This is a genomic window from Streptomyces zingiberis (genome assembly GCF_012034935.1).
GTDB lineage: Bacteria > Actinomycetota > Actinomycetes > Streptomycetales > Streptomycetaceae > Streptomyces > Streptomyces zingiberis.
In genome coordinates this window covers 218,566-244,186 of sequence record NZ_JAATEN010000001.1, presented here as the reverse complement: position 1 = coordinate 244,186, position 25,621 = coordinate 218,566, and the positions used below count along the sequence as shown (strand labels likewise).

The window sequence follows — 25,621 nt, the reverse complement described above, 5'->3', positions numbered from 1 at the left end:
CCCAGCCTGCCGCGCGGTGGTTCAGAAACCCGTTCAGGAGTTCCTCAGATCTGGTTAAGACTCGCCGGCGGGCAGGTCGAGGACGACGGTCAGACCGCCGCCCGGGGTCTCCGCCAGCCGCGCCGTGCCCCCGTTGGACGTGATCAGGCGGTGCACGATGGCCAGGCCCAGCCCGGTGCCGGACCCCTCCGGGTACCCGAACCTGCGGAAGGCGGTCCTGCGGGCCGCCTCGCTCATCCCGGGGCCGTCGTCGGCGACGGTCAGCTCGACCCGGTCGCGGCGGGCCCGGCCCCCGACCCGTACCCGCGCCCCCTCACCCACCGCGTCCACCGCGTTGGCCAGCAGATTGTCGAGCACCTGTTCCAGATCGCCCGCCGCCAGCCGCGCGGTCAGCCCGGCCGCGCAGTGCGCTGTGAGCGTGACGTGGCGCTCCTGGGCCAGCGGGAGCCAGGCCGCGATCCGGTCGGCCACCACCCGGTCCACGCGCACCGGCACCGGTACCGGCACCGCGTTCTCCGCCCGGGCGACCGCGAGCATCCCGTCGACCAGCCGGGACAGCCGGGCGATCTCCTCCTGGGCGGCGGCGAGCTCGGCGGCGGTGTCCCCGGCGTCCGCCGCGTCCGCCGTGCTCTCCGGGTGGGACGTGCCCCCGGTGGTCTCGTCCGCGGCCGCCGCGAGCACGTCCAGCCGCAGCCGCAGCGCCGTGAGCGGCGTGCGCAACTGGTGCGCGACGTCGGCGACCACCGCCCGGTGGCCGTGGATCAGGGCCTCCATCCGCGCGGCCATGGTGTTGAAGGTGGCCGCGAGCCTGCGCACCTCGACGGGGCCCCGGCCGCCGGGCGCCCGCGCCGCCAGCCGGCCCTCACCGAGCCGCCGGGCGGCGGCGTCGACGGCGTGCAGCGGCCGGCCGACCCAGCGGGCGAGCGCCACGGCCAGCAGCGCGCCCGCCGCGAGACCGGCCACCCCGATCACCGCCAGCCGCTCCCACATCGCCGTGATCCGCTCGTCCACCGGTGCCGTCGGGCGGGAGAGCACGGCGACGCCCGCGGTGTCCTCACCGTCCCCGACCGGGGCCGCCACGACGAACCGGCCGTCGCGTTCCCGCGTCACCACCCGCGGCTCGGCGATCACCCGCCGCGCCAGGGCCGCCCAGTCCTCGCCGGCCCGCCCGGCCGCCGCGGGGCTCGGCGCCGGGCACGAGGTGGCCGCCTCCCGGCGGGCCGCGCCGTCGAAGACCGCGGCGCAGTCCCCGTCCCGCCGCGCCCGCTCCAGCAGCCCGCGCACGGCGGCCGGGGGACGGCCGTCGGACAGATACTCCTCCGCGGCGGCCGCGATCGCCCGGTCCGCCGCCGTGGCGCCGTCCCGGAAGGACGCGCGCTCGCGCTGAGCCAGCGACAGCCCGAGGGGGACGACGGCCAGCGCCAGTACCGCCGCGACCAGGGCCATCACGGCCAGGGCGACCCGCCGCGTCATCGCTCTGCGGCGGGCGGAGGGCCCGGGGCTCCGGGCGGCGGTGGTGTGCCCGGGGCTCCGGGCGGCGACGGTGCGTCCGGCTGCTCCGGCCGAGCGGCGTCCCGCGGCTCCGGCGCCGGCTGGAGCGGCGCCGGCGGGAGCGGCTCCGGCGGCCCGTGCGGGGCGGTGTCCCCCGGCCCCGGTCCCGGCGCCTCTCCGGTCACCCCGGTCACCGCGCCGAGGCGGAATCCCCTGCCGTACACCGTCTCGACCAGGCCGGGGACGCCGAGTTTCCGCCGCAACGCCGCGACGTGCACGTCCAGCACCTTGGTCGGGCCGTACCAGTGCGCGTCCCAGGCGCGTTCCAGGATCTCCTGCCGGGTCACCACCCGGCCCGGATCGGTGGCCAACGTCTCCAGCAGGGAGAACTCCTTCGGGGTGAGCGGCACCTCCCGGCCGCCGACGGCGACCTTCCGCGTGCGCAGGTCCACCGACAGCGGTCCGTGGCGCAGCAGTTCCTCCGGCGCGCCGACGGGACGCGCCCGGCGGAGCACGGCCCGGATCCTGGCGAGCAGTTCCGGGAGCCCGAACGGCTTGACGAGGTAGTCGTCGGCGCCCTCGTCGAGTGCGGCGACCCGGTCGCCCTCCTCGCCCCTGGCCGTGATCACGATGATCACCACATCGGAGCGGCGGCGCAGCCGGCGGCAGACCTCGACCCCGTCGAGGTCGGGCAGGCCCAGGTCGAGCAGCACGACATCCGGCTCCGGCGCCGCGGTCAGCGCCTGATGCCCGCCGGACACGCTGCCGGCCGCGTACCCGGCGCGCTCCAGCCCCCGTACGAGCAGGTCGGCGATCCCGGGGTCGTCCTCGACGACGAGTACCCGCATCCCCCCAGGGTACCGCCGTGACCTGCGACGACCGTGGCACGCCGGGCGGGGTCCGGGCCTCGCGCCGGGGCGCGCGGGGGTTCCGGGACGAAAGACCCGGGCCCCCCGCCATGACCGCCGTGGCGGCCGGGGAGGACAGCCCTTACGGGCTTCTCCACCTCCAGACGGAGCCCGGGACAGCCGCACAGGGTGACGACCGGCCCCCTCCCGGGCCCTACCGTCAACCCCGTGAATGTGATCCTGACCGAAGGCCTCAGCAAGCGGTTCCCCAAGGTGACCGCGCTCGACCGGCTCTCCCTGACCGTCGGACCGGGGGTGACCGGCCTGGTGGGCGCCAACGGAGCGGGCAAGTCGACCCTCCTGAAGATCCTGCTCGGGCTCTCGCCCGCCACCGAGGGCAGCGCGCGCGTCCTCGGCCTCGACGTGGCGCGCGACGGCGGCGCCATCCGTGAGCAGGTCGGCTACATGCCCGAACACGACTGCCTGCCCCCGGACGTCTCCGCGACCGAGTTCGTGGTGCACATGGCCCGGATCTCGGGGCTGCCGCCCACCGCCGCCCGGGAACGCACCGCCGACACCCTCCGCCACGTCGGGCTGCACGAGGAGCGGTACCGCCCGATGGGCGGCTACTCGACCGGCATGAAGCAGCGGGTGAAACTCGCCCAGGCGCTGGTGCACGATCCCCGGCTGGTCCTGCTGGACGAGCCGACGAACGGCCTGGACCCGGTCGGCCGGGACGAGATGCTCACCCTGATCCGCCGGATCCACACCGACTTCGGGATCTCGGTCCTGGTCACCTCACACCTGCTCGGCGAGTTGGAACGGGTCTGCGACCACGTCGTCGTGGTGGACGGCGGGACACTGCTGCGCTCCAGCGCCACCAGCGACTTCACCCGGTCCACCACCACGCTCGCCGTCGAGGTCACGGACACCGGCCGGCACCCGGACGGCACCGCCGCGCTCGTCGCGGCGCTGGACCGCGCGGGCATCCGCACGCACGCCGGGGGAGCCGCCCCGGGCGCCGGCCGGGTGCTGCTGCTGGAGGCCGCCGACGAGGAGACCTACGACACCGTCCGCGACACCGTCGCGGAACTGGGGCTCGGCCTGGTCCGCATGGAACAGCGCCGCCACCGGATCGCGGAGGTGTTCCACTCCGCAGCCGGTTCCCCGGCGGACTCCGCAGCGGACTCCCCGGCGGACCCCGCGGCGGCGGAACCCGGGCGGCCCGGCGGGACCGGGCAGCCGGGGCAGGCCGGCCGGACGCGGACCGGGGAAACCGGGAAGACCGCGGAGACGGCGGGCCCGTCCCGTCCCCGCGCCACCTCCGGCGGGCCGGACGGAGGTGGCCGTGATGCGGCCTGAGACCATCGCGGCGGCCGACCCCTCGGCCGAGGCCGCCCGGATCCACGACATCGGCTACCGCCGCTACGACGGCCCCCGGCTGGGCCGCGCCTACGCCCGGCGCTCGCTGTACACGCAGAGCCTGCGCGGCGCCTACGGGCTGGGGCGGTCCGCCCGCTCCAAGGTGCTGCCGATGCTGCTGTTCGCGGTGATGTGCCTGCCCGCGGGCATCATCGTGGCCGTCGCCGTCTCGGCGAACATGAAGAACCTGCCGGTGGAGTACACCGAGTACGCGGTCTTGCTCCAGGCGGTCATCGGGCTCTACCTCGCGGCCCAGGCCCCGCAGGCGGTCTCGCGCGACCTGCGGTTCCGTACCGTGCCGCTCTACTTCTCCCGGCCGCTGGAGCGCGGGGACTACGTCCTGGCGAAGTACGCGGCGATGGCCTCCGCCCTCTTCGTGCTCACCGCCGCCCCGCTGGTGATCCTCTACCTCGGCGCACTCCTCGCCGAACTCGGTTTCGCCGAGCAGACCAAGGGGTTCGGCCAGGGGTTGCTCTCCGTGGCCGTGCTCTCCGTCCTCTTCGCGGGCATCGGCCTGGTCGTCGCGGCGCTCACCCCGCGCCGGGGCTTCGGCGTGGCCGCCGTCATCGCCGTGATGACGATCCCGTACGGGGCGGTGTCCACCCTCCAGGTGATCGCCTGGGACCAGGGCAACCTCGACGCCGTGCCCTGGCTGGGCCTGTTCTCGCCGATCACCCTCATCGAGGGCGCGAAGTCGCTGTTCCTCGGCGCGACCTCGGCCTTCCCCGGCGGGGAGGCGCCGTCCGGCGCCCTGCTGGGAACCGCCTACGCGCTGGTCCTCCTCGGCGTGATCCTGGGCTCGTACGCGCTGCTGACGGCCCGCTACCGGAAGGTCGGACTGTGACCACTCTCACCCTCGACCACGCCTCCCGCTGGTACGGCAACGTGGTCGCCGTCAACGACGTCAGCATGACCGTCGGCCCCGGCGTCACCGGCCTCCTCGGCCCCAACGGCGCCGGGAAGTCCACGCTGATCAGCATGGCCGCCGGCTTCCTGGCCCCGTCCACCGGCACCGTCACCCTCGACGGCGCCCCGGTCTGGCGCAACGAACAGGCGTACCGGCACCTCGGCATCGTCCCCGAGCGCGAGGGGATGTACGACTTCCTGACGGGCCACGACTTCGTCCTCGCGAGTGCCGAGCTGCACGGTCTGAAGAACCCCCGCGCGGCGGCCCGCGGGGCGCTCGCCACCGTCGAGATGGAGTACGCGGAAAAGCGCAAGATCTCCACCTACAGCAAGGGCATGCGCCAGCGGGTGAAGATGGCCTCCGCCCTGGTCCACGACCCCTCCCTGCTGCTGCTCGACGAACCGTTCAACGGCATGGACCCGCGCCAGCGGATGCAGCTCATGGAGCTGCTGCGGCGGATGGGCGACGAAGGGCGCACCGTGCTTTTCTCCTCGCACATCCTGGAGGAGGTCGAGCAGCTCGCCGAACACATCGAGGTGATCGTCGCGGGGCGCCACGCCGCCTCGGGAGACTTCCGCCGCATCCGCCGGCTGATGACGGACCGTCCGCACCGCTATCTCGTCCGGTCCAGCGACGACCGCGCGCTGGCCGCCGCGCTGATAGCCGACCCGTCCACGGCCGCTGTCGAGATCGACCTGGCCGACGGGGCGCTGCACATCCAGGCCGTCGACTTCCCGCGCTTCACGGAACTGCTCCCCAGGGTCGCGCGCGAGCGCTCCATCCGGCTCTTCACGGTCTCGCCCTCGGACGAGTCCCTGGAGAGCGTCTTCTCCTACCTCGTAGCGGCCTAGCGGCCCCGCGGCTTGAAGGAGCCCGAACCGATGTACAACTCCACGGTCGCCCGGCTCACCTACCGGGGCCTGCTCGGCCGCCGCCGGGCGCTGATCCTCTTTCTGCTCCCCGCGCTGCTGCTGGTCATCGCGGTGGCGGTCCGCCGGCTCGCCGGGGCCGACGACCAGATCACCACCGACGTGCTCGGCGGCTTCGCCCTGGCCACCATGGTCCCGCTGATCGGGGTGATCGCCGGCACGGGCGCCATCGGGCCGGAGATCGACGACGGCTCGATCATCCACCTGCTGGCCAAACCGGTGCGGCGGCCCACCGTCATCCTCACCAAACTGCTCGTCGCGACCGGGGTCACCGTCCTCTTCGCGGCGGTGCCCACCCTGATCGCCGGGCTGATCCTGGGCGGCAACAGCCAGCGGCTCGCCGTGGCCTTCGCGGCGGCCGCCGCCGTCGCCGCGGTGGCCTACAGCGCCCTCTTCCTGCTGCTCGCCACGGTGACCCGGCACGCCGTCGTCGCCGGGCTCGTCTACGCGCTGGTGTGGGAGACGCTCTTCGGCAGCCTCGTCGAGGGCGCCCAGACCCTCAGCGTGCAGCAGTGGGCGCTGGCCGTCGCCGAGCGGATCGCCGGGGGCGGGCTGGTGACCTCGGAGGTCGGCCTCACCCCGGCCGTCGTGCTGCTGGTCGCCGTCACCGCCGTCGCCACCTGGTACGCGGGGCGGAAGCTGCGGGTGCTCAAGCTGGCGGCGGAGGAGTAGCGCCGGGGGACGGGAGCGGAGAAGGCCCACGGGAGAGGCCGGGACGCGTCCGCGAGGACGAGCGCCCCGGCCTCCGCCGTGTCGTGCGGCGGGCGGCCGGAACCGGCCGCCCCCCGGCGGCGGACTCACGCCACCGGGCTCACGCCACCGGGCTCACGTCACCGGACCGGGCGGCCCGGACTCAGCGCCGCATGCCCTCCCCCAGCTCCCGCAGCCGGCCGTCCACCCCGGCCAGCCGCTCGCTCATGGCGCAGACGACCCGGTCGGTGTTGTCGAGCCGCCGGTCGAGGAACTCGATCCGCCGGTCCATCAGGTCCAGCCGCCGGTCGATGCGGTCGAGCCGGTCCGAGGTCCGCCGCAGCACCGGACCGAGGTCCCGCAGCGCCGCCCCCACCTCGGCCAGATGGGACTCGACGGCCGCCGTCCGGGCTTCGAGCGACCGGCCGTGCGGCCGGTCCCCGGCGCCCCGGCGTGGCCGACGGGACTCCTCCTCCACGTCGAGCAGGTACCTGCGCACCGACCGCGCCACGCCGCTGTCGCGCAACAGCATCGCGACGTTGAGCACGGTGCGGCGGGTGTACAGGTTCAGGTTGGACCTGGGCTGTGGATAACCGTCCCCGGGATGGAGTGACAGGATGTCACGCTTAAATCGCCGCAGGTCAGCGCCGCGAAGCGTGATCATGCCATTCTCGCCGAGCTCTGCGCGGTGGCGCGAGGTCAGCTGGCGGATCACCTCTTCCCCGACCTCGAAGTACCCCGCGACCATCCGCGTCGTGACGTGCAGCCCGTCCGGCAGCACCGTCAGGATCTTCACCTTGTCGAGGACCCCGGTCCGCCGGGCGAGGCTGTCGCGCAGGGCGCGCGACTCCAGCAAGGCGGTCTCGGGTGGCATGGAAGTTGGCATGGGAGTGCCCTCCTTCGTTTTCCATGACGAATGGGTCACGCCCGTACCCAGGGGCCAGGAGCGAGGGCTGCTCACCTGTCCACGTACTCGATGACCGGTTCTGCCGCCCGGCAATCCGCCACTTCACGCACTCTCGACGCCTCGAACTCCCGTTGCCCTCGCGCACTGTGGGCAACGAGCCCCCGGCGCGGGGGTTACGCGCCCGCGGCTCCCCGGCCGAGGAGGCGTTCCACGACCAGTGCGACGCCGTCCTCCTCGTTGGAGGCGGTGACCTCGTCGGCGACGGCCTTCAGTTCGGGGTGCGCCCCGGCCATGGCGACGCCGTGCGCGGCCCAGCCGAACATGGGGATGTCGTTGGGCATGTCGCCGAAGGCGATGGTGTCGGCGGGGCGCAGCCCGAGCCGGCGGGCGGCCAGCGAGAGCCCGGTGGCCTTGGTGAGCCCGGCGGGCAGGAGCTCGACGACGCCGGGGCCGGCCATCACCACGCCGACCAGGTCGCCCACGACGGAGCGCGCGGCCTGCGCGAGCGCGTCGTCGTCCAGGCGCGGGTGCTGGAGGTAGAGCTTGACCAGGGGCTCGGCCCACAGGTCGGCCCGGTCCGGGCAGCCGGTGTACGGCAGCGGCCCGTCGGTGACGGCGTAACCGGGCCCGACCAGCACCTCACCGGCCAGCCCGTCCCTGCTCGCGGCCAGTGCCAGCGGCCCTGTCTCCGCCTCGATCTTCGCGACCGCCAGCGCCGCGACCCTCCGGTCCAGGGTGACGGAGGTGAGCAGCCGGTCCTCGCCGGCGTGGTAGACCTGCGCGCCCTGCCCGCACACGGCGAGGCCCCGGTAGCCGAGGTCGTCGAGGATGTGACGGGTCCAGGGCACGGCCCGGCCGGTGACGACGACGTGCGCGGCGCCCGCGGTCACGGCCGCGGCCAGGGCCTCCCGCGACCGCGGCGAGACGGTGTGGTCGTCCCGGAGGAGGGTGCCGTCGAGGTCGGTGGCGATCAGCCGGTAGGGGAGGTGCCCGCCGGTGCCCGGGCGGGCGGTGCCGGCGGCGCTCACGCGTTCACGGGGGCCAGGGACTCGCGGCCGCCGAGATAGGGCCGGAGGAGTTCGGGCACCCGGACCGAGCCGTCCGGCCGCTGGTGGTTCTCCAGCAGCGCGACGATCGTGCGGGGCACCGCGCAGAGCGTGCCGTTGAGCGTGGCCAGCGGGCGGACGTGCTTGCCGTCCCGCATCCGGACCGAGAGCCTGCGGGCCTGGAACTCCGTGCAGTCGGAGGCGGAGGTGAGCTCCCGGTAGCGCTCCTGGGTCGGGATCCACGCCTCGCAGTCGAACTTGCGGGCGGCCGAGGAGCCGAGGTCACCGGTGGCCACGTCGATCACCCGGAACGGCAGTTCCAGGCCGGTGAGCCACTGCTTCTCCCACTCCAGCAGCCGGCGGTGCTCGGCCTCGGAGTCCTCGGGCGCGACGTAGGAGAACATCTCCACCTTGTCGAACTGGTGGACGCGGAAAATGCCGCGGGTGTCCTTGCCGTACGTGCCCGCCTCCCGGCGGAAACAGGGCGAGAAGCCGGCGTAGCGCAGCGGCAGCCGGTCCGCCTCCAGGATCTCGTCCATGTGGTAGGCGGCGAGCGGGACCTCGGAGGTGCCGACCAGGTAGTAGTCGTCCTTCTCCAGGTGGTAGACGTTCTCGGCGGCCTGGCCGAGGAAACCGGTGCCCTCCATGGCGCGCGGCTTGACCAGCGCGGGGGTCAGCATCGGAACGAAACCGGCGGCGGTGGCCTGTGCGATCGCCGCGTTGACCAGGGCCAGTTCCAGCAGGGCGCCGACGCCCGTGAGGTAGTAGAAGCGCGAGCCGGAGACCTTCGCGCCGCGCTCCACGTCGATCGCGGCGAGCAGCTGGCCGAGTTCCAGGTGGTCCCGGGGGGCGAAGCCCTCGGCGGCGAAGTCCCGCGGGGTGCCGACGGTCTCCAGGACGGTGAAGTCGTCCTCGCCGCCGACGGGCACCTCGGGGTGGACCAGGTTGCCGAGACCGGCCAGCAGGCGCTGGGTCTCGGCCGCGGCCTCGTCCCGCTCGGCGTCGGCCGCCTTCACGGCGGCGGACAGCTCACCGGCCTTCCGGAGCAGCTCCGCCTTCTCCTCCCCGGCGGCCCGGGGGATCAGCTTGCCGAGCGACTTCTGCTCGGAGCGGAGTTCGTCGTAGCGGACGCCGGACGACCTGCGCCGCTCGTCGGCGGCGAGGAGGGTGTCGACGACGCCGACGTCCTCGCCACGGGCGCGCTGGGACGCGCGGACACGGTCGGGGTCCTCACGGAGCAGGCGAAGGTCAATCACCGCTCCAGGCTACCGGTGCGGGCGATGGCGCCTGGACACCCTCCCTGAGTGATATGGGGGCAATTATTCAATTCGACCGTTTTGGGAAAGGGGTCGGTGGTCACCGTCGCCCCTGGATTCCCGGCCGGCGCCGCCAGGGGCCGCCGGAGACTCCGGGCTGATTCCGGGCTGATTCCGGCAAGTTTCGGCCGGTTTCGGCCGGATCTGTCACCCCGGAGGAGGGGCGGTGCCGCGGAAAAGCGGGGCCGGCCGAAGTCCTCCGGGGTGGTGAGCCCGGGAAGCTGTGTACTCCTCAGGGGTTTTCCACAGTTGGGGAGTGCCGGGAGGCTTTATCCACAGGGTGTGCGCGGGGGCTGTGGAAGTCGGAATTGATCATTCCGGTCTTCTGGGTGAAGGCTCATGGATTCCCCTCTCAAACCCGCTTCACGCCCTCTTTCGGACGGAAATGCTTCACTCCGAAGGGTTGCCCCCAAGAATTCGGCTGACGAAAGGTGATCCGCCGTATTGTGCGCAGAAGTGGAGCGCCTGGCGGCTTTTGTCCTTTATGACTGTTTCCCGTGTCGACTTGTCCCCAGCTTTCATCGACAACCTGTGGATAACTCTCCGTCGTTGTGCACAGCCGGTGAGACAGCGTGACGGGATGGACCTTTCAGCCACGCCCGTCGAGGCAGCGCGCCAGCCAGTCCGAGGCCGCGGAGAAGTCCTCGTCCGCCGTGCCGGGCCGCAGCGGTGAGACCTCCTCCGGCCGCACCCCCGCCCGCGGATACGAGCCGAGGAAACGCACCTTGGGGCAGGTCCGCCGCAGCCCCATCAGCACCTCGCCCACCCGGCGGTCGGTGAGGTGGCCCTCGCAGTCCACCGAGAAGCAGTACCGGCCGATCCCCTCACCGGTCGGCCGGGACTCGATACGCACCATGTTGACGCCACGGGCGGCGAACTCCTGGAGGAGTTCCAGCAGGGCGCCGGGATGGTCGTCACCGAGCCAGAGCACCATGGACGTCTTGTCGGCGCCCGTCCGCGCCGCGGGCCGCGCGGGCCGCCCGGCGAGGACGAAGCGGGTCACCGCGTTCTGCGCGTCGTGGATATCGGTGACCAGCGGGGTCAGCCCGTAGGTGACGGCGGCGAACTCCCCCGCGAAGGCGGCGTCGTACCGGCCCTCCTGGACCAGCCGGGCCCCGTCCGCGTTGGAGGCCGCCGACTCCCACTGCGCGTCCGGGAGGTGTTCCGCCAGCCACTTGCGTACCTGCGGCTGCGCCACCGGGTGCCCCGTCACGGTCTTCACGTCCGCCAGTGCGGCCCCGGGCCGCGCGAGCAGGGCGAAGGAGATCGGCAGCAGCACCTCGCGGTAGATCATCAGCGGCTCGCCGGTCGCGAGTTCGTCGAGGGTCGCGGTCACCCCGCCCTCCACCGAGTTCTCGATCGGCACCAGCGCGGCCCCCGCCTCCCCGGACCGCACCGCGTCCAGCGCGGCCGGCACGGAGACCATCGGCACCAGCTCACGCGTCGCCGCCTCCGGCAGGGTGCGCAGGGCGGCCTCCGTGAAGGTGCCCTCGGGACCCAGATACGTGTAGCGGCTGACGGACATCGCGAGCGGGCTCCTTCGGCTGCGGGGGGCTTCCCACCATACCGGCGGGCGGCGGGGCGGACCCGCCGGCGGAGGAGCAGCCACCCGGGGGCCGCACGCCCCCGGGGCGCCGCCGCCCCGCCCGCTCCGGTGCGCACTCCGGTGCCCACGCCTGCCCCGTCCTGGCCACTTCCTCCGTGCCGGCCGGTTCCGCCGCGTGCCGCCCCGGGCCGGTGGTTTCCGGTCCGTGCGCCGTCCCCTACCCCTCCAGGAGCTCCTCCCCCACGTACCCGTCCGGCCCGCAGCCCCCGGGCACGGCGAAGAGGCCGCTGGACTCGTGCCGGATGAACGGCGACAGCGCGTCCCCCCGGTCGAGCTTGCGCTGCACCGGGACGAACCCCCGCAGCGGATCCGCCTGCCAGCAGACGAACAGCAGTCCGGCGTCGGGCACCCCCCGCTCGTCGAAGCCGTCGTGGAAGGAGAACGGGCGCCGCAGCATCGCCGCGCCGCCGTTCGCCTCCGGCGCGGAGATCCGCGCGTGGGCGGCGGCGGGGATGACGAGGCCGCCGTCGGGGCCGGTCTTCTCCAGGTCCAGCTCGGTGGTCTCGGAGCCGCCGGTGAGCGGGGCACCCGTGTCCTTGCGGCGCCCGATGACCCGCTCCTGTTCCCGCAGCCCCAGCTTCTCCCAGTCGTCCAGCAGCATCCGGATGCGCCGGACCACCGCGTACGAGCCGTGCGCCATCCAGGCCGGGTCCTTCGGGCCGCCGCCCTCCGGCACGAAGACGCGCTCCTGGAAATCCGGCTCCTCCGGCCGCGGATTGCGGGTGCCGTCGATCTGGCCCATGAGGTTGCGGGTGGTCATGGGGCGTGCGGTCGCCCCGGCCGAGCGGTTGAAGCCGTTCATCTGCCAGCGCACCCGGGCGGTCCCCGCGGCGTCCCGCTGGAGCGCGCGCAGCGCGTGGAAGGCGACCAGCGCGTCGTCGGCGCCGAGCTGCACCCACAGATCGCCGTGGGAGCGGCGCGGGTCCAGCGCGTCGGACGAGAAGTCGGGCAGCGGATCGAGGGAGGCGGGGCGCCGGTCCGCCAGCCCGGTACGGCCGAAGAAACTGTGGCCGAAGCCGAAGGTGACGGTGAGGGAGGACGGCCCGGCGTCCAGCGCCACCCCGGTGTCGTCCGCCACGGCCTCCCCCGTGGTCAGCCGTTCGGCCGTCCTGGTCCAGCGGCGCAGCAGGGCGGCCGCCGCCTTCCGTCCCTGGCCCGGGGCGAGGTCGAAGGCGACGAGATGCCCGCGGGACTGCGGTGGGGTGACGATCCCCGCCTGGTGTTTCCCGTGGAACGGCACGGAGGTGGAGCCGACGGTGGTGAGCGCCGGCGCGTCGTCCCGGGCGAGCGCGGTGGAGGCCACGCCGCCCGCCGCGCCGGCGGCGATGCCCGCGGCGCCCGCGGCACCGGCGGTTCCGAGGAGCCTGCGCCGGGAGATCCCGGGGGTTTCGCTGAGAGGGTCGTTCATCGGTCGATCTTCACGTTTCCGGTCTCGGTGACCTGGTCGATGTCCGAGGTACGTACGGTCAGGGCCGCCTGCCAGTCCCCGGTCAGGGGGAACCGGAAGCAGTCGGCCGTCCAGCGGCCGGCGGCCCGCTTCCGCAGCTGGGCCGGGAGCGGTCCGAGGTCCCGGCCGGGAAGGGTGAAGGAGAGCTTCACCTCGGCCGCGTCCAGCGCCGCGCCCGCCGGATCGGTCAGGCGCAGCCGCAGGCCGTTGCCGCAGCCGCCCTCCCGCCGCGGGAGGTCCAGCCGGGCGGTCCCCCGGCCGCCGGGGCCTCCGGTGTCGAAGGGCAGTTCCAGCCGCGCCGGCCGGCCGGCGCCGGGAGCGGCCGGGGAGCCGGCCGCCGCCCGCGCCGCCTCCTGTTCCGCGCGGGCCGGTTCGGTGCCGGTCAGCGCCGTGGTGACGGAGAGCAGCAGCACGGCGACGGCCGTCTCCGCCAGGACCGACCGGCGGAGCCGGGAGCGGACCGGGTCGGCCTCGCGGGCCCGCCGGGTGCTCGCCGCCGCGCGGGCCGCCCGCTGCCGGGCGAGCTGGGCGGCGCGCACGCGGTCCGGGAGAGCACCGGCGGAGGGCCGCCCGCCGCCGGGGACCGGCCCGGTGGGTGTTCCGCGTTCCGGCGGCGTGGCCGGTCCGGCGGGGGCCGCCACGCTCACGGATCCGGCCGGCGTCCCCGGCTCCGCCGCGCCCGCCGGTTCCACGGGCCGCGGCGGCGTGCCGTCCGGCACGCTGCTCACCCCCGGAACGTTCCGCTCCCGGCCGGGCTCCTCCCCGGCGTGCTCTTGCCGATCGCCGCCGGACCCGTCGTCCCGTCGCGGGCCGCTCTCCGGCCCGCCGCGCGCCGGCCCGCGCGGGGGGCCCGCCGCCACCGCCGGACCGCCTCCGCCGGCCGCCCCGTCCACCGCGTCGGCCAGCCGGCCGGTGGCGCGCCGTGACCGGCGGGCGATCACCAGCAACAGCGCGACCAGGCCCACCTTCACCAGCAGCAGCCGCCCGTACGCGGTGGAGACCAGGGCGTCCCAGGAGCCGACCTGCCGCCAGGACAGATACAGCCCGGTGGCCGCCAGCACCACCACACTGCCGAGGGCGAGCGTGGAGAAGCGCCGCACCGCCGCTCCCGCCACCGCCGGTTCCCGGCGCAGCGTCAGCAGCAGCGCGGACAGCCCGCCCAGCCAGCAGGCGACGGCCAGCAGATGCAGGACGTCCAGGGGTATCGCCAGCCAGGGCTGCGGGCCGGTGGTGGCGTGCTCGGCGGCCGCCCAGGTCGTGGCGAGTGCGGTGGCGACGGCGGCACCGCCCGCCGCGAGCCCCCGCCGCCCCGGGAGGGCGGACGTCCGCCGCTCCCCGGCCGTCCCGCGGGGGGCGGCGAAGAGGGCCGCCGTCCAGAGGGCGGCCGCCGCGAGCAGCGGCAACCGGGCGAGCAGCGCGGTCCCGGACCGGGTGGTGAGCGTCTCCCGGAGGACGGCCGGGTCCCAGGCGGCGGCGATCCCCCCGCCCCCCGCGTAGGGGCCGCGGAGCAGGAGCAGGGCGAACGTCGACACGGTGAGCAGCGCCCAGCCCCGGGTCACCAGCCACCGCAGTGCCGCCGGGGCCGCGCCGCCCGGCCGGCAGTACAGGGCGAACGCGCCGGCCCCCACCAGCACCACGAACCCCGTGTACGCGGCCCAGCGGGCGGCGGCGTACAGCGCGTCCACGGTCCCGCCGCCCGGCGGACGCGCCACGGGGGCGGCGGAGGTCTCCGACGGGGCGCCGACGGAGTAGGTGAAGGCGCCGGAGATCGGGTGCCCGTCGGCGGAGACGGCTCGCCAGGAGACGGTGTAGGTGCCCTCGGCGGGCCCCGGGCGGAGCGGGACGTCGTACCGGGTGCCGCCGTCGGACGGGAGCGGAGCCCGCCCGGTGTCGGCCCGCCCGCCCCGCGGGTCGAATACCTGAACGGAGCTTCCCGGGCTCCCCGGACTTCCGGAGCCTCCGGAGAGGGTGACGCTCTCGGAGAAGGTGAGCGTCACCCGCTCCGGGGCGCTGTCCACCACCGCGCCCTGGCCCGGGGAACTCCCGGTGAGAGCCGCGTGCGCCGCGGCGGGCGACGCCGTGGCCAGCAGCCCGGCCAGGGCGGCGGCCGGGACCAGCAGCAGTACGGCGAGGACACGGGCGGTCCGTGAGGCGGCCGTCCGACCGCCCCCCGCACCCGGGGCCGCCCGGCGTGCGCTTGCGGGGGCGCGCCGGGGCTCCCCGCGCGCCGGGTGGCGGGCGCGGGGAGCGTGGCGGAACGCGGCGGACACGGGTCAGCGCCCCGCCGCGGGCCGGTAGGTGGTGGCCTTCACGGGGAGGGTCACCTCCAGCGGGTCCGACTCGGCGAAGTGGAGGGTCACGGTGACCTTCTCGCCCTCGACCGGTGTGCGCCGGAGCTCCTTGAACATGATGTGGTCCGCGCCGCGGGAGAGCACGAGCTCGCCGCCCGCCGGCACCTCGAGCGACCGGACCTGCCGCATGGTGCCGTCCTGGGTCCGGTGCAGCTCCACGTCGTCGGAGATGTCGCTGGTCACCCGGGTCAGCCGGTCGGCCGTGTCCCCGGTGTTGACGACCGTCAGGAAGCCGCCGGCCATGTCGGCCATCACCGGCTGCGGGACGTACCCGTCGCGCGCCGTGAGCTCCGGCGCGCTGCCGCAACCGGAGAGCGCGAGCACCGCGCCCAGCGCCAGGGCGGCCCAGGAGGCGGTGGCGCGGCGCCTCACGGCGTCCCTCCCTCGACGAGCACGGGCAGGTCAGCGGTGTAGTCATCCACGGTGGTGCCCTCGCCGTAGAGAACGTGCGCCTTGTCGTCCTTCGGGGAGAACGCGAGGACCTGGGTGCCGTGGGTGGAGACGATGTCGCCGTTCTTCTGCTTCTCGGGCGGGGCCAGCCCGATGCCGACGCTCCGGGCGCCGGCCTGGATCTCCTCGAAGTCGCCGGTCAGCCCGGTGAAGTCGGGGTCCTGGCCGCGCAGCCAGGAGCCGAGCCGCTCCGGGGTGTCCCGCTCCGGGTCGGAGGTGATGAACACGACCCGCAGCTCCTTCTGCTGCTCCTTCGGCAGCGCCTTGCGGGCGACGGCGATGTTGCTCATCGTCAGCGGGCAGACGTCGGGGCAGTGGGTGTAGCCGAAGTAGAGCAGGGTCGGGCGTCCCTCCGTCTCCTTCCTCAGGTCGTAGGTCTCACCGTCGGTGTCGGTCAGGACGAGGTCCGGCTTCTCGAACGGGGTGTCGAGGACCGTGGCGGCCTTGGTGGGTGAGGCGGAGGCCCCCGCGTGGTGGTCGCCACCCGATCCGTCGCCCTCGCCGCTGCCGCCGCCACAGGCGGCGAGGGTGAGGACGGCCGAGGCGGTGAGCGCGGCGGCGCGCCACAGGGGGAGGCGTCCGCCGCGGCGGGAGCGGCGCGGCCGGGGACCGGACGGGCCGGACGGGCCGGACAGGCTGGACGGCGCAGGTTGCGCGGGACGCGCGGAGTGCGTGCGGTGCATGGGGTGGGGTCTCTCCTGGATCGAACGGTGGTGCGAACGAAAGGCAGGGCCGGTGGGCCCCGGGCGGGTGGCCGGGACGAGCCGCCGGCCACCCGTCAGGCCGCGCCGGCGGTCAGGCGGTCAGGCGGCGCGGCGGCGCCGGGCGAGGAGGCCGAAGGCGGTCCCGGCGGCGCCGAGGAGGATGCCGGCGGCACCGAGGACCCGCGCGGTGGTGTCCGTGCCTCCGCCGCCGGCCGCTTCGGCGGTCCCGGCGGCTTCGGCGCCGTGCCCGTGGCCGTCCTCCTCGGCGCTCCCCTTGCCGTCCCCGGCCTGGTTCCCGGCCGTTCCGTGGCCGCCCGTGCCGGGGACCAGCTTCAGGACGGGGGCCGGGGTCTCCGGCTCCGTCCCGTCCTTCCTCGGCTCCTCGATCCAGCGGACGACCTCGTCGTCGTCATAGGTCTGCAGGGCCTTGAACACCAACTGGCCGGTGTCCTCGGGAAGCCGGCCCACGGAGAGCGGGAACTGCTGGAACATGCCGGGCTCGATCGTCCCGCCGCTCCAGGTGACCTTGGTGACGGCCTTCTCGACCCGCTCGCCGTGTGACTCCAGCGGCTCGGCGGGGGCCGCCGTGGCCACCTTCACGTCCCAGCCGGGCACCGGCTGCGGCTGGACGGAGGCCAGCGGGTGATCGGCGGGGAGGCTGATCTCCAGCTTGACGGTCGAGGCGGAGTCCCGTTCGTTCGGGACCTTGAAGACGACGGTGGCGTAACCGCCCTGCTCGGCCTCGCCCGGCTGGACCGAGACATGGGCGAGCGCGGGGCCGGCGGACAGCAGGACGGAGCCGGCCGCTGCGCCGAGGAGAACCGGGACGCGACGGACGGATCGGGTGGTGTGTGAACGCATGAGTGCGCATCTCCGCTGGAGAGAGGGGGTGGGGTCCGTGAACGCAGGCGGCAGCGCACGCGGAGCCCCGGCCGGGGCCGGCGGAGCGCGCGTCAGGCCGCGAGGGCGAACTCCGGGGGCCCGCGCCGGCTGACGGAGTGCGCCAGGTGAAGGGTGTGCGGGCCCACCCGCTCGCGGGAGAGCGCCGAGCGCCGCGGGTTCCGCGGCCGGGGCGCCCCGCAGGCGCCGGCGAGCAGCACCCGCGCCAGCCGCAGCGCGGCGCGCAGCGACCGTACGGACACCCCCTCGGCCAGCCCCCGCGCGGACAGCCGCACGAGACGGAAGAGCGCGGCCTCACCCCGCCGCAGCAGCAGCCCGAGCACCACCGCCGCCAGCAGGTGCGCCAGCAGCATGGCCGTCGACGGGAACAGCGTGGCCGGAACGGTGTCGTGGAGCCCCGCGCCGGCTCCCGGCGGAGCGGGAGCCGGGGTGGCCGCGGCGTGGGCGGCCGTGTGGGACGCCGGGTCGATGCCCGCCGCGGTCACGACGCGCCGGGCCTCGGCGACGGAGAGCGGCTCCGGGCCTTCCCCGCAGAGCAGCCGGCCGGCGAGCGCGACCACCGGGTCCGCGCCGGTGGCGGCCCGGCCGGACGGCGGGGTGACCACCGGCGCGGACGCGGCCCGCTGGGCCCAGCCGAAGAGGACGTGCAGGGCGATCTGCGCCGTACCCAGCGCCACCGCGATGCCCGGCAGCGACCGTTCCCGCCCCGCGAGCCCCGCCGCGCACCCGAAGACGGCGGCGAAACCGGCGGCCGACGCCCACAGCGGCACGCCGCCGTGCGAGGCGAACGCGTGCCCGGTCCCGGACAGCACGACGCAGGCCGCGGCGAACACCGCGGCCCTCACCAGGCGCAGACCGCTTCCGGCGCGTGCTGAGAAACCAGACATGGCGGACTCATCATCGCACCAGGACCCCCGCGCCCCGGTGCCCGGGTGGCCGTGGCGGCCCGCCGGTCCCCCGCCGCCCCGGCAGGCCCTCTGCCCGCCCTCCCCGGCCCCGCCCGTCCCGCCGCCCCAACTGCCCCGGCCGCACGGCCGTCCACGGCAGCCCGCCGCCCCCGACCCCCGACCCCCGCCCGCCCTGCCGGGGCCGCCCGCCCGCGCGCCCGTCAGGCCGGCCCGCCCGCCGCCCTCGCGCGGCCGAACGAGGGGAGTCCCCTTCGGGCCAGGCTTACGGCGCGAGGGCCCGGGCAATACGTACGGTGAGTCGAGCCGCAGCCCGCAGCCAGGAGGCCGCAGCATGAGCATCTGGTGGTCCCTCCACTTGCGGCGCGAGGCGGCGAGCGTGCCGCTGGCCCGCCGCATGCTCCTCGGCGCACTGGAGTCCGCGGGCGCCGACCCCGACGCCGGTTACGAACTCTCCCTCGCCCTCACCGAGGCGTGCGCCAACGCCGTCGAGCACGGCGGCGCGGGGGCGGAGGGCCGGCGGGGCGGGCGGTACAGCGTGACGGCGTATCTGGAGACGCCGGGAGCGTCCGGGTCCGGGAGACCGGAGGTCCTGGCGGACCGGGGGAGCCGGGGCGTCCCGGCCGGCGGGACCTGCCGTATCGAGGTCGCCGACTCCGGGCCCGGTTTCCCCGCGGCCCGCGCCGTGCCGGTCCGCGCCACCGGGCGCCGTGACGCCCGGGCCGCCCCGGTACGGCCCGGCCCGCCGCCGGACGCCTGGGAGGCGGAGCACGGCCGCGGACTGCTGCTGATCGAGGCGCTCGCCGACCACGTCCACATCCGGAACCGGCCGGGCCGGGGGGCCGTGGTCTCCTTCAGCAAGCGGCTCCGCGGCCGGGACGGGGCGCTGCTCGCGGGCGGCCCCGTCGCCGGCCCGGCGCTCAGCTCCTGAGCCGCGCCATCCAGGACTCCACGTCCGCCGAGGCGCGGGGCAGCGCGGCGGAGAGGTTCCGGCTGCCGTCCTCCGTGACGAGGATGTCGTCCTCGATGCGGACCCCGATGCCGCGGTACTCCTGTGGCACGGTCAGGTCGTCGGCCTGGAAGTAGAGGCCGGGCTCCACGGTGAGGCACATGCCGGGCTCCAGCGTGCCGTCCACGTAGGTCTCCGTACGCGCCACCGCGCAGTCGTGCACGTCCATGCCGAGCATGTGCCCGGTGCCGTGCAGGGTCCAGCGGCGCTGAAGCCCGAGCTCCAGCACCCGCTCGACCGGCCCCTCGACGAGTCCCCACTCGACCAGCCGCTCCGTGAGCACCCGCTGCGCCGCGTCGTGGAAGTCGCGGTACTTGGCGCCGGGGCGCACGGCGGCGATCCCGGCCTCCTGGGCGTCGTACACCGCGTCGTAGATCCGGCGCTGGAGATCGGTGAAGCGGCCGTTCACCGGCAGGGTGCGGGTGACGTCGGCGGTGTAGAGGGTGTGGGTCTCCACGCCGGCGTCGAGCAGCAGCAGCTCGCCGGCGCGGACCGGACCGTCGTTGCGGACCCAGTGCAAGGTGGTCGCGTGCGGGCCGGCCGCGCAGATGGAGCCGTAGCCCACGTCGTTGCCCTCGACCCGGGCACGGAGGAAGAAGGTGCCCTCGACGTAGCGCTCGGAGGTGGCCTCGGCGCGGTCCAGGACCCGCACGACGTCCTCGAAGCCGCGGACGGTGGAGTCCACGGCCTTCTGCAACTCGCCCACCTCGAACGCGTCCTTCACCAGACGCAGTTCGCTGAGGAAGACGCGCAGCTCCTCGTCGCGCTCCTCGTCCAGCTGCGGGGCGAGCGCCTCCTGAAGCCCCCGGTCGTGACCGCGGACCAGGCGCACGGGGCCGTCCGCGGCGGTCAGCTCGCCGGCCACCCGGCGCACGTCCCGGCAGGGCAGGCCGAGCCGCCGCTCGTTCTCCTTGAGGCTGTACCGGCGGCCGACCCACAGCTCGCCCTGGCCGTCGAGCCAGAACTCGCCGTTCTCCCGGTCCGAGCGGGGGAGGAGGTGGAGCACCGCCTCGTGCCCGCCGTCCGCCGACGGCTCCAGGACGAGGACGCCGTCCTCGGAGTCGTCACCGGTCAGATGGGCGTACTCGGTGGCGGGCCGGAACCGGTACTCGGTGTCGTTGGAGCGGGTCTTGAGGTTCCCGGCGGGAATCACCAGCCGTTCGCCGGGGAAGCGGGCGGAGAGCGCGGCGCGGCGGGCCGCGGACTCGGCCGCCTGCGGCAGCGGTTCGAGATCGCGCAGCTCCGTGTCGGCCCAGCCGCCGCGCATGTTCGCGGCGAGTTCCTCGGACACGGCCATGTGGAGACCGTTCTTCCGCTGCTTGACCGGCTCCTCGTCACCCGCCGGGGCGGTCTCGCTCTGCTGGGCCGGTACGGGCTGATCTGTCACGGTTTCCTCCTTGAACACCTTCGTCCCATCGTATGGGCGGGCGGCCGGAGGCAGGAGGGGCGGGAACGGGTGAGCGGGCGTTCCGGCGGGGCGGCACGGACGGGAACACCGTGCGGACGGCGGAGACGCGGAGGACGCATGCAGGGCGCGCGCACGGGACACGCGGGGGACGCCGCGGGGCGGGACCCGGGTCGCGCGGGGCGCCCCGGACGTACGGGCGGCCGGGGCCGGCGCGACGGGGAACGCCCCCGGTCCCTCGGCGGGCGGACCGCATTATGCGTGGTCACCCGAGTGATCGGATCGGTTCCAGCCACTTTCCCAGAGGCGGGTGTACGGTCCGCCACCGTGGCGCGGGCGGGGCGGGGATCGGTCCCCGCCGCGCGCGTCCCCGCCGGTCGTCACGGTTCCCGGGGCCGTCCGCCCGCCGCGCCGGCCCTGCGGTTCCGTGGGAGAACCAGGTCATCGTGGTGGTCCCCGGCCAAGCGGGCAGGATGGCCGCATTCCCGCCGAAAGGTGGGACCCACGCCCGCCGGTGTGGCGGGGCCGTCTCCGGGTAGCCGGGTTTGACGAGACCCGGGAGGCTGCTAGGTTTGGCCGGAAAATGATGCGCTCCAGTCGATGCGCGGTCGACTGAGGCTCGTCGGTAACGCGTCACATCCACCGCGGTGGGTACGTAAACCGAGGAGGGCGGGGCCAGTTGGGGCGTGCTGGAACCCGGCGGCGGCCGGGAGCGTCCTCATCTGCGAACGTCGCGCTCCCACAGGTGAGCGGACACGTGGGGGCTCCTCGCGTCACGTGGGGTAAACGGGGGCGGCACGCGCTGTACGAGCGCCATCCCACGCATCTCCACGCCCGGTCGGTGGCGTGATGCGCTGATGCACACGCGCAGTCCCGCGGTCGAGCGCGGCGCGCGGGGCGTTTGAGTCCCGGTTACGCGGCGCCGCGTAGTACCAGAGTGCCAGGCAGTTGTTGTGCGGTTCTGTTCCAGGTAGTTGCCAGACAGTTGCTCGTCGCGGTTCCCCGCGCCTCCCCGGCGCGTGGAGTCCGCGGACACACGCGACGGAAACAGCCCTCGGCGTAACGGAAAGGAACGAGCGCTCATGCGCGAGATCCCCGGAATGCGACGCAGGCTCCTGCGCGGGCGCAGGCGCGGCGGGCGGTCGGTCCTGCTCGACGCGGCGCTGACCTGCGCCACCGAGTGGCGCTGGCCGGTGCTCCCCGGCGTGGGGGCCCGGCAGGGCAGAGGCGGCGCGGCCCACTGCGACTGCCCGCAGCCCGACTGCTCCGTACCCGGAGCACACCCCTTCGAACCGGTGCTGCTCGCCGCGACGACCGACGCCCGCATGGTCCGCTGGTGGTGGACCAACCGCCCGTCCGCGCCGGTGATCCTCGCCACCGGCGGACGCGCCCCCTGTGCCGTCAGCCTGCCCGCCGCGGCGGGTGCCGAGGCGGTGGCCGAACTGGAGCGCGCGGGGGTCCGGCTGGGCCCGGTCGTCGCCCACCCCGAGCGCTGGGCGCTGCTGGTCGCCCCGTACTCGCTGCCGGAGCTGGGGGAACTGCTCTACAGCCAGGACTGGGTACCCGGCTCGCTCCGCTTCCACGGTGAGGGCGGCTACCTCGCGCTCCCGCCGTCGGCCACGGGCGCCGGGCCGGTGCACTGGGAACGGGCACCGCGCGCGGAGCGGGACGGCGGCCCGTGGCTGCCGCGGGTGGAGACCGTCGTGGAGGCCCTCGTCGAGGCCAGCGCCGGCACGCCCGGCGGTGGCACCCGGCTGTCCTACTGATCCCGCCGGACTGCTGATCCGGCACGCCTGCTGATCCCGCGGGTCCCGCCTCGCGGGAACCGGCGGCCCGGGCCGGTCCACGGCCCGCGCCCGCCCGCCGGGGAGCGGTTCCGCCCGGGCGGCCGGATGAGCGATCAGGGGCCGGGCCCCTCCGGGGCGCCGTGCGCGTCATTCCCACGCCGCCTGGTGCGGGGAGGTGCCGCGGCGTCAGGCGGCCCCGCTCCCACCCGTTCCGGCCGGCCCTCCGTGACGGGGACGGCCGGCGGGCCCGGCGCCGGGCCGGGCCCGGACATGGAAGCGCCCGGTCGCTGGCGACGGGGGATGCACCAGCGACCGGGCTCCTAGAAAGGTAACAAGAGATCGCCCGTTCGCAAATTCGATCGCGTGGATTCGGCGGCGAATTTACTGTTCGGTAGAACCCTGTGTGACGGGAATCACTGCTACCGCATCCGTTTCCCCATCTTCCGTCAACTCAGCGTGACTTGACGGTTCGTGAGGCCGCCCCGCGCCCTCCGCTCCTCCGCGGTCAGCGGGGCCTCGGACCCGAGCGCCTCGCCGAGCCGCTCCGCGAAGGCGGCCGCCGGCTTCTCGGTCTCGTCGGCGCCCATGTCCCGCGGCAGGTCCCAGACCGGGACCAGCAGGCCGTGGGCCCGGAAGGAGCCCACGAGCCGGGTGCCCTCCCCGAGCGAGGAGTCACCCGCCGCGTGCAGCCGCGCCAGCGCGTTCAGCAGCCCCTCCTCCGGGTACGGCATCACCCAGCGCAGGTGGTTCTTCTCCGGGGTCCGGCACCAGTACGCGGCCTCGACACCGGACAGCCGCACGGTCGGGATCGCCGCCTCGTTGGCGCGCTCCAGCGACGCGGCCACCTCCGGGGCGGCGTTCGCGGCGTCCTCCAGCCAGAACTCGAACCCCTCGTGCACCACCGGCTCGAAGGAAGCCCCCGTGTCGAGCAGATCCTGGAGCCGTGGCCCGCCGGCGGGCACCCGCTCGGCGGCGACGGGGCTGCCGGGCGTGGCGGTCAGTGCCCGGGAGAGCACGTCGGCGAGGTCACGGCTGAGGTCGCCGGAGGCGGTGTCGTTCTGCAGCCCCAGCAGGACCGTGCCGGACTCGCGGCGCAGCGCCGGCCACGCCATCGGCAGGACGGTCGCCAGGGTCACCGACGGCACGCCCTCCGGCAGCGGTTCCTTCAGCCGCAGCTCGGCCGTGGCGGCGGGGACGAGCTCGCGCAGCGCCACCCAGTCGCACTCGCCGGGCAGCCCTTCGAAGGGGCGCTGGACGAGTTCCGCGACGGCCTGGGCGGCGGCTCGCCCGTGGCAGGCCTTGTAGCGGCGGCCGGAGCCGCAGGGGCAGGGTTCGCGGGCCCCGACGACGGGAACGGCGGCGTCGGCGCCCCGTGCGGAGGACGACGTGCCGGCCTTCTTCTGGGGGCGCTTCTTCGCCATGGCGTGGGTCTCCCGGGTGCGGCGGTAGGTCGGGCCGCGGGTGCGGCGGTAGGTCTCGGCCGCCGAGCCTAGCGGCTCGGAGGGGCTCCGCCCGCCCTGCGGGAAGGGTGGCCACGGGCGGGTGAGCGGGGCGCGGACGGCCCGTGAGGCCCCTGGCGAACCCCTGGTGCGCAACGGGCGAGGGGGTGGCGCGGGAGCCCGGCGGGGCGCCCGGGCCGGCGCGCGGTCCGCGTCCGCGGGGGACGGGGCCGGGGCCGGCGCGCGTTCCGGTGCCGCGACGGAGGTGCACGCCGGACCGGCCGCCCCCGCCGAGCGGGCCGGGGGCGGGGGCCGTGCCGCCGTCCCGGGCGCGTCCGGCGTGCCGGGAGGAACGAAAGGCGCGGGGGCGGCGGGAGGCGCGGGGCCCGGCGGAGCGGGCGGGGTCTTCAGGCGAAGTCGTCCAGCAGGTCGGCGGCGGGCCGGGCGGGCCGGGCGGGCCGGGCGAGGCGGAGCGGGCCGCCCAGGCCGTCGCCCGGGCCGGGGGTGCGGGAGACGGGGGCGAAGCGGGCCCAGACGGTGACCGCGCCGCCTTCCTCGTCCCGCACGCCCCAGTCCTCGGTGAGCGACCGGATGATGTTGAGGCCGCGGCCGCCGCGAGCCGTGACCGAGGGAGTGGCCGGAAATGGTCGGGTCGGACCGCCCCCGTCTGTCACCTCGACAGTCAATTGCCCGTATTCGTCCACACGCCAGGCGGCCCGGATCTCGTCGGCTCCCGGGCCGCCGGAGAGCCCGCCGCCCAGGGGCCGTCCGTGCCGGAAGGCGTTGCTGAGGAGTTCCGAGAGGACCAGCTCCGCATCGTCGACGACCCCCTCGGGGACGCCGCTCATGCCCAGTCTTTCGCGCATCCGGTGGCGCGCGGCACGCGCGCCCGACGGCCCGTGGGACACGGTCATGCTCGATGAAGTAGGCACCTCCTGTGCCACCACCAACGCCACCCCCGAGACCTCCTTCGCCCCACGCCAGAGGATGGATGCCCTCCCCCGTTGAGCCGGAAACCGGCCATCCGCGATCGACTGGCGCACTGAGAAGGTCGGCATACGTCCCGAACGCGCCGGTGTGCTCCCCACCGGGGGGTTCAGCCGTTCCGGAGGCCGTTCGTCCGTCCGAGTTGTGACAGAACTCTCGCCGGGCGGTTGGTGATGATGGCGTCCACGCCGAGACGTATGCACCGGTCCACGTCGGCGGGGTCGTCCACGGTCCAGACGTGCACCTGGTGGCCCGCCCGGTGCGCGCGGGCCACGTACTCGGGGTGGTTCCGCAGCACCCGCATGCTCGGCCCGGCGATCCGCGCCCCGGCGGGGAGCCGTCCGTCGCGGAGCCGGGGGGAGAAGAACTGCATCAGGTAGACGGTGGGTATCCCCGGCGCCGCCAGCTGTATCCGGTGAAGGGAGCGTGGCGAGAAGCTCATCACCCGTACGGCTGAAGATTGGCCGGGCGGGGGTTCCGTCAGCCCGAAGCGGCGGAGCAAGGTCAGCAGCCTCTCCTCCACCTGTCCCGCCCACCGGGTCGGGTGCTTCGTCTCGATGGCGAGTTCGACCCGGCGCTCGGTATCGTGGATCAGTTCGAGCAGACGTTCGAGGGTGAGGACGGAGCTGTGCTCCCGGTCAGGGGCCTCGTACCGGTCCTTCCAGGAGCCGAAGTCCAGCTCCGCGAGGTCCGCCAGTTCCAGGCCCGACACGGCCCCGCGCCCGTTGGACGTCCGGTCGACCCGGCGGTCGTGGACGCAGACCAGATGGCCGTCGGCGGTGAGCCGCACATCGCACTCGAGGGCGTCCGCGCCGTCCTCGATGGCTCGCCGGTACGCGGCCAGCGTGTGCTCCGGCACGTCCTCGGAGGAACCGCGGTGGGCGACGACGGCGATGGAGGCGGGTCCCGGAGGGGTGCCGGGGGCCGGGTGCGCAGGGGTCACCGCGTTATGGTGCCACCCCCGCGGGCACCCAGGGCGGACGGCCACCGTCACCGCGCCCGGGCACCCTGGAGGTCGTCACGTGCGTCACGAACACCTGGAAGCTCATGGAGGCAGCCGATGCCGTGAACGCCC

At 75.1% G+C, this 25,621-nt stretch carries 22 protein-coding genes; 6 read left to right on the top strand and 16 right to left on the bottom strand.

Features of this window, described 5'->3' with window-relative positions:
• Positions 1 to 54: 54 nt before the first annotated feature.
• On the bottom strand, positions 55 to 1,473 hold the full coding sequence (locus tag HCK00_RS01085; RefSeq protein ID WP_168099797.1) for a sensor histidine kinase: 1,419 nt from the start codon (positions 1,471 to 1,473) through the stop codon (positions 55 to 57).
• Positions 1,470 to 2,339, bottom strand: coding sequence for a response regulator transcription factor (locus tag HCK00_RS01080; RefSeq protein WP_168099796.1), 870 nt, complete (start codon positions 2,337 to 2,339; stop codon positions 1,470 to 1,472). Before HCK00_RS01080 ends, HCK00_RS01085 begins: the two co-directional genes overlap by 4 nt.
• A 234-nt stretch (positions 2,340 to 2,573) precedes the next feature.
• Between HCK00_RS01080 and HCK00_RS01075 the strand changes: the two genes are divergently transcribed.
• From HCK00_RS01075 to HCK00_RS01060, 4 genes are read left to right on the top strand one after another with little or no spacing between them, the layout of a single operon-like run.
• A complete protein-coding gene (locus HCK00_RS01075; protein ID WP_168100007.1) occupies positions 2,574 to 3,701 on the top strand; it encodes an ABC transporter ATP-binding protein in 1,128 nt (375 codons plus the stop codon).
• The gene (locus HCK00_RS01070; protein ID WP_168099795.1) at positions 3,691 to 4,605 is read left to right on the top strand and encodes an ABC transporter permease; all 915 of its coding nucleotides are present in this window, start codon (positions 3,691 to 3,693) and stop codon (positions 4,603 to 4,605) included. The genes HCK00_RS01075 and HCK00_RS01070 overlap by 11 nt, the downstream gene beginning before the upstream one ends.
• On the top strand, positions 4,602 to 5,519 hold the full coding sequence (locus HCK00_RS01065; protein WP_168099794.1) for an ABC transporter ATP-binding protein: 918 nt from the start codon (positions 4,602 to 4,604) through the stop codon (positions 5,517 to 5,519). The genes HCK00_RS01070 and HCK00_RS01065 overlap by 4 nt, the downstream gene beginning before the upstream one ends.
• Positions 5,520 to 5,549: 30 nt before the next feature.
• On the top strand, positions 5,550 to 6,269 hold the full coding sequence (locus HCK00_RS01060) for an ABC transporter permease subunit (RefSeq protein ID WP_168099793.1): 720 nt from the start codon (positions 5,550 to 5,552) through the stop codon (positions 6,267 to 6,269).
• 181 nt (positions 6,270 to 6,450) lie between these two features.
• Here the strand turns inward: HCK00_RS01060 and HCK00_RS01055 are convergent, their stop codons facing one another.
• From HCK00_RS01055 to HCK00_RS01010, 10 genes are all read right to left on the bottom strand, one after another.
• Positions 6,451 to 7,161, bottom strand: coding sequence for a hypothetical protein (locus HCK00_RS01055; RefSeq protein WP_168100006.1), 711 nt, complete (start codon positions 7,159 to 7,161; stop codon positions 6,451 to 6,453).
• Positions 7,162 to 7,367: 206 nt separating this feature from the next.
• On the bottom strand, positions 7,368 to 8,222 hold the full coding sequence (locus HCK00_RS01050; RefSeq protein WP_168099792.1) for an HAD family hydrolase: 855 nt from the start codon (positions 8,220 to 8,222) through the stop codon (positions 7,368 to 7,370).
• Positions 8,219 to 9,496: a serine--tRNA ligase gene (gene serS / locus HCK00_RS01045; protein ID WP_168099791.1), complete on the bottom strand. Its 1,278-nt coding sequence runs from the start codon at positions 9,494 to 9,496 to the stop codon at positions 8,219 to 8,221. Before serS ends, HCK00_RS01050 begins: the two co-directional genes overlap by 4 nt.
• A 649-nt stretch (positions 9,497 to 10,145) precedes the next feature.
• Positions 10,146 to 11,081, bottom strand: a complete 936-nt coding sequence (gene pheA / locus HCK00_RS01040; RefSeq protein ID WP_168099790.1) for a prephenate dehydratase — start codon at positions 11,079 to 11,081, stop codon at positions 10,146 to 10,148.
• Positions 11,082 to 11,319: 238 nt separating this feature from the next.
• Complete coding sequence (gene efeB, locus HCK00_RS01035) at positions 11,320 to 12,570, bottom strand: iron uptake transporter deferrochelatase/peroxidase subunit (protein WP_168099789.1); 1,251 nt, start codon at positions 12,568 to 12,570, stop codon at positions 11,320 to 11,322.
• Positions 12,567 to 14,879, bottom strand: coding sequence for a copper resistance CopC/CopD family protein (locus HCK00_RS01030; protein WP_311765089.1), 2,313 nt, complete (start codon positions 14,877 to 14,879; stop codon positions 12,567 to 12,569). The genes efeB and HCK00_RS01030 overlap by 4 nt, the downstream gene beginning before the upstream one ends.
• Before the next feature lie 3 nt (positions 14,880 to 14,882).
• The gene (locus HCK00_RS01025; protein ID WP_168099788.1) at positions 14,883 to 15,332 is read right to left on the bottom strand and encodes a copper chaperone PCu(A)C; all 450 of its coding nucleotides are present in this window, start codon (positions 15,330 to 15,332) and stop codon (positions 14,883 to 14,885) included.
• Entirely contained in the window at positions 15,329 to 16,093 is a 765-nt protein-coding gene (locus HCK00_RS01020) for an SCO family protein (protein ID WP_168099787.1), read from the bottom strand. Before HCK00_RS01020 ends, HCK00_RS01025 begins: the two co-directional genes overlap by 4 nt.
• 120 nt (positions 16,094 to 16,213) lie before the next feature.
• On the bottom strand, positions 16,214 to 16,975 hold the full coding sequence (locus tag HCK00_RS01015; protein ID WP_168099786.1) for a YcnI family copper-binding membrane protein: 762 nt from the start codon (positions 16,973 to 16,975) through the stop codon (positions 16,214 to 16,216).
• Positions 16,976 to 17,067: 92 nt separating this feature from the next.
• Positions 17,068 to 17,901, bottom strand: a complete 834-nt coding sequence (locus HCK00_RS01010; RefSeq protein WP_168099785.1) for a hypothetical protein — start codon at positions 17,899 to 17,901, stop codon at positions 17,068 to 17,070.
• A 352-nt stretch (positions 17,902 to 18,253) separates the two neighbouring features.
• On the opposite strand from HCK00_RS01010, the gene HCK00_RS01005 reads away from it, so the two are divergent.
• Positions 18,254 to 18,850 (top strand): ATP-binding protein, encoded by a 597-nt coding sequence (locus HCK00_RS01005; RefSeq protein ID WP_168099784.1) that lies wholly within the window; start codon positions 18,254 to 18,256, stop codon positions 18,848 to 18,850.
• Here the strand turns inward: HCK00_RS01005 and HCK00_RS01000 are convergent.
• Positions 18,840 to 20,225 carry an aminopeptidase P family protein gene (locus tag HCK00_RS01000; RefSeq protein ID WP_168100004.1) on the bottom strand — a complete coding sequence of 462 codons (1,386 nt, stop codon included), beginning with the start codon at positions 20,223 to 20,225 and terminating at the stop codon, positions 18,840 to 18,842. The genes HCK00_RS01005 and HCK00_RS01000 overlap by 11 nt on opposite strands.
• Positions 20,226 to 21,415: 1,190 nt before the next feature.
• On the opposite strand from HCK00_RS01000, the gene HCK00_RS00995 reads away from it, so the two are divergent.
• Positions 21,416 to 22,099 (top strand): bifunctional DNA primase/polymerase, encoded by a 684-nt coding sequence (locus tag HCK00_RS00995; RefSeq protein WP_168099783.1) that lies wholly within the window; start codon positions 21,416 to 21,418, stop codon positions 22,097 to 22,099.
• 467 nt (positions 22,100 to 22,566) lie between these two features.
• On the opposite strand, the gene HCK00_RS00990 is transcribed toward HCK00_RS00995, so the two are convergent.
• From HCK00_RS00990 to HCK00_RS00980, 3 genes are all read right to left on the bottom strand, one after another.
• Positions 22,567 to 23,541: a DUF5926 family protein gene (locus HCK00_RS00990; protein WP_168099782.1), complete on the bottom strand. Its 975-nt coding sequence runs from the start codon at positions 23,539 to 23,541 to the stop codon at positions 22,567 to 22,569.
• A 425-nt stretch (positions 23,542 to 23,966) separates the two neighbouring features.
• Positions 23,967 to 24,515 carry an ATP-binding protein gene (locus tag HCK00_RS27160; RefSeq protein ID WP_375781892.1) on the bottom strand — a complete coding sequence of 183 codons (549 nt, stop codon included), beginning with the start codon at positions 24,513 to 24,515 and terminating at the stop codon, positions 23,967 to 23,969.
• Between the two features lie 140 nt (positions 24,516 to 24,655).
• Positions 24,656 to 25,489: a glycerophosphodiester phosphodiesterase gene (locus HCK00_RS00980; RefSeq protein ID WP_168099780.1), complete on the bottom strand. Its 834-nt coding sequence runs from the start codon at positions 25,487 to 25,489 to the stop codon at positions 24,656 to 24,658.
• Between the last annotated feature and the right edge of the window lie 132 nt (positions 25,490 to 25,621).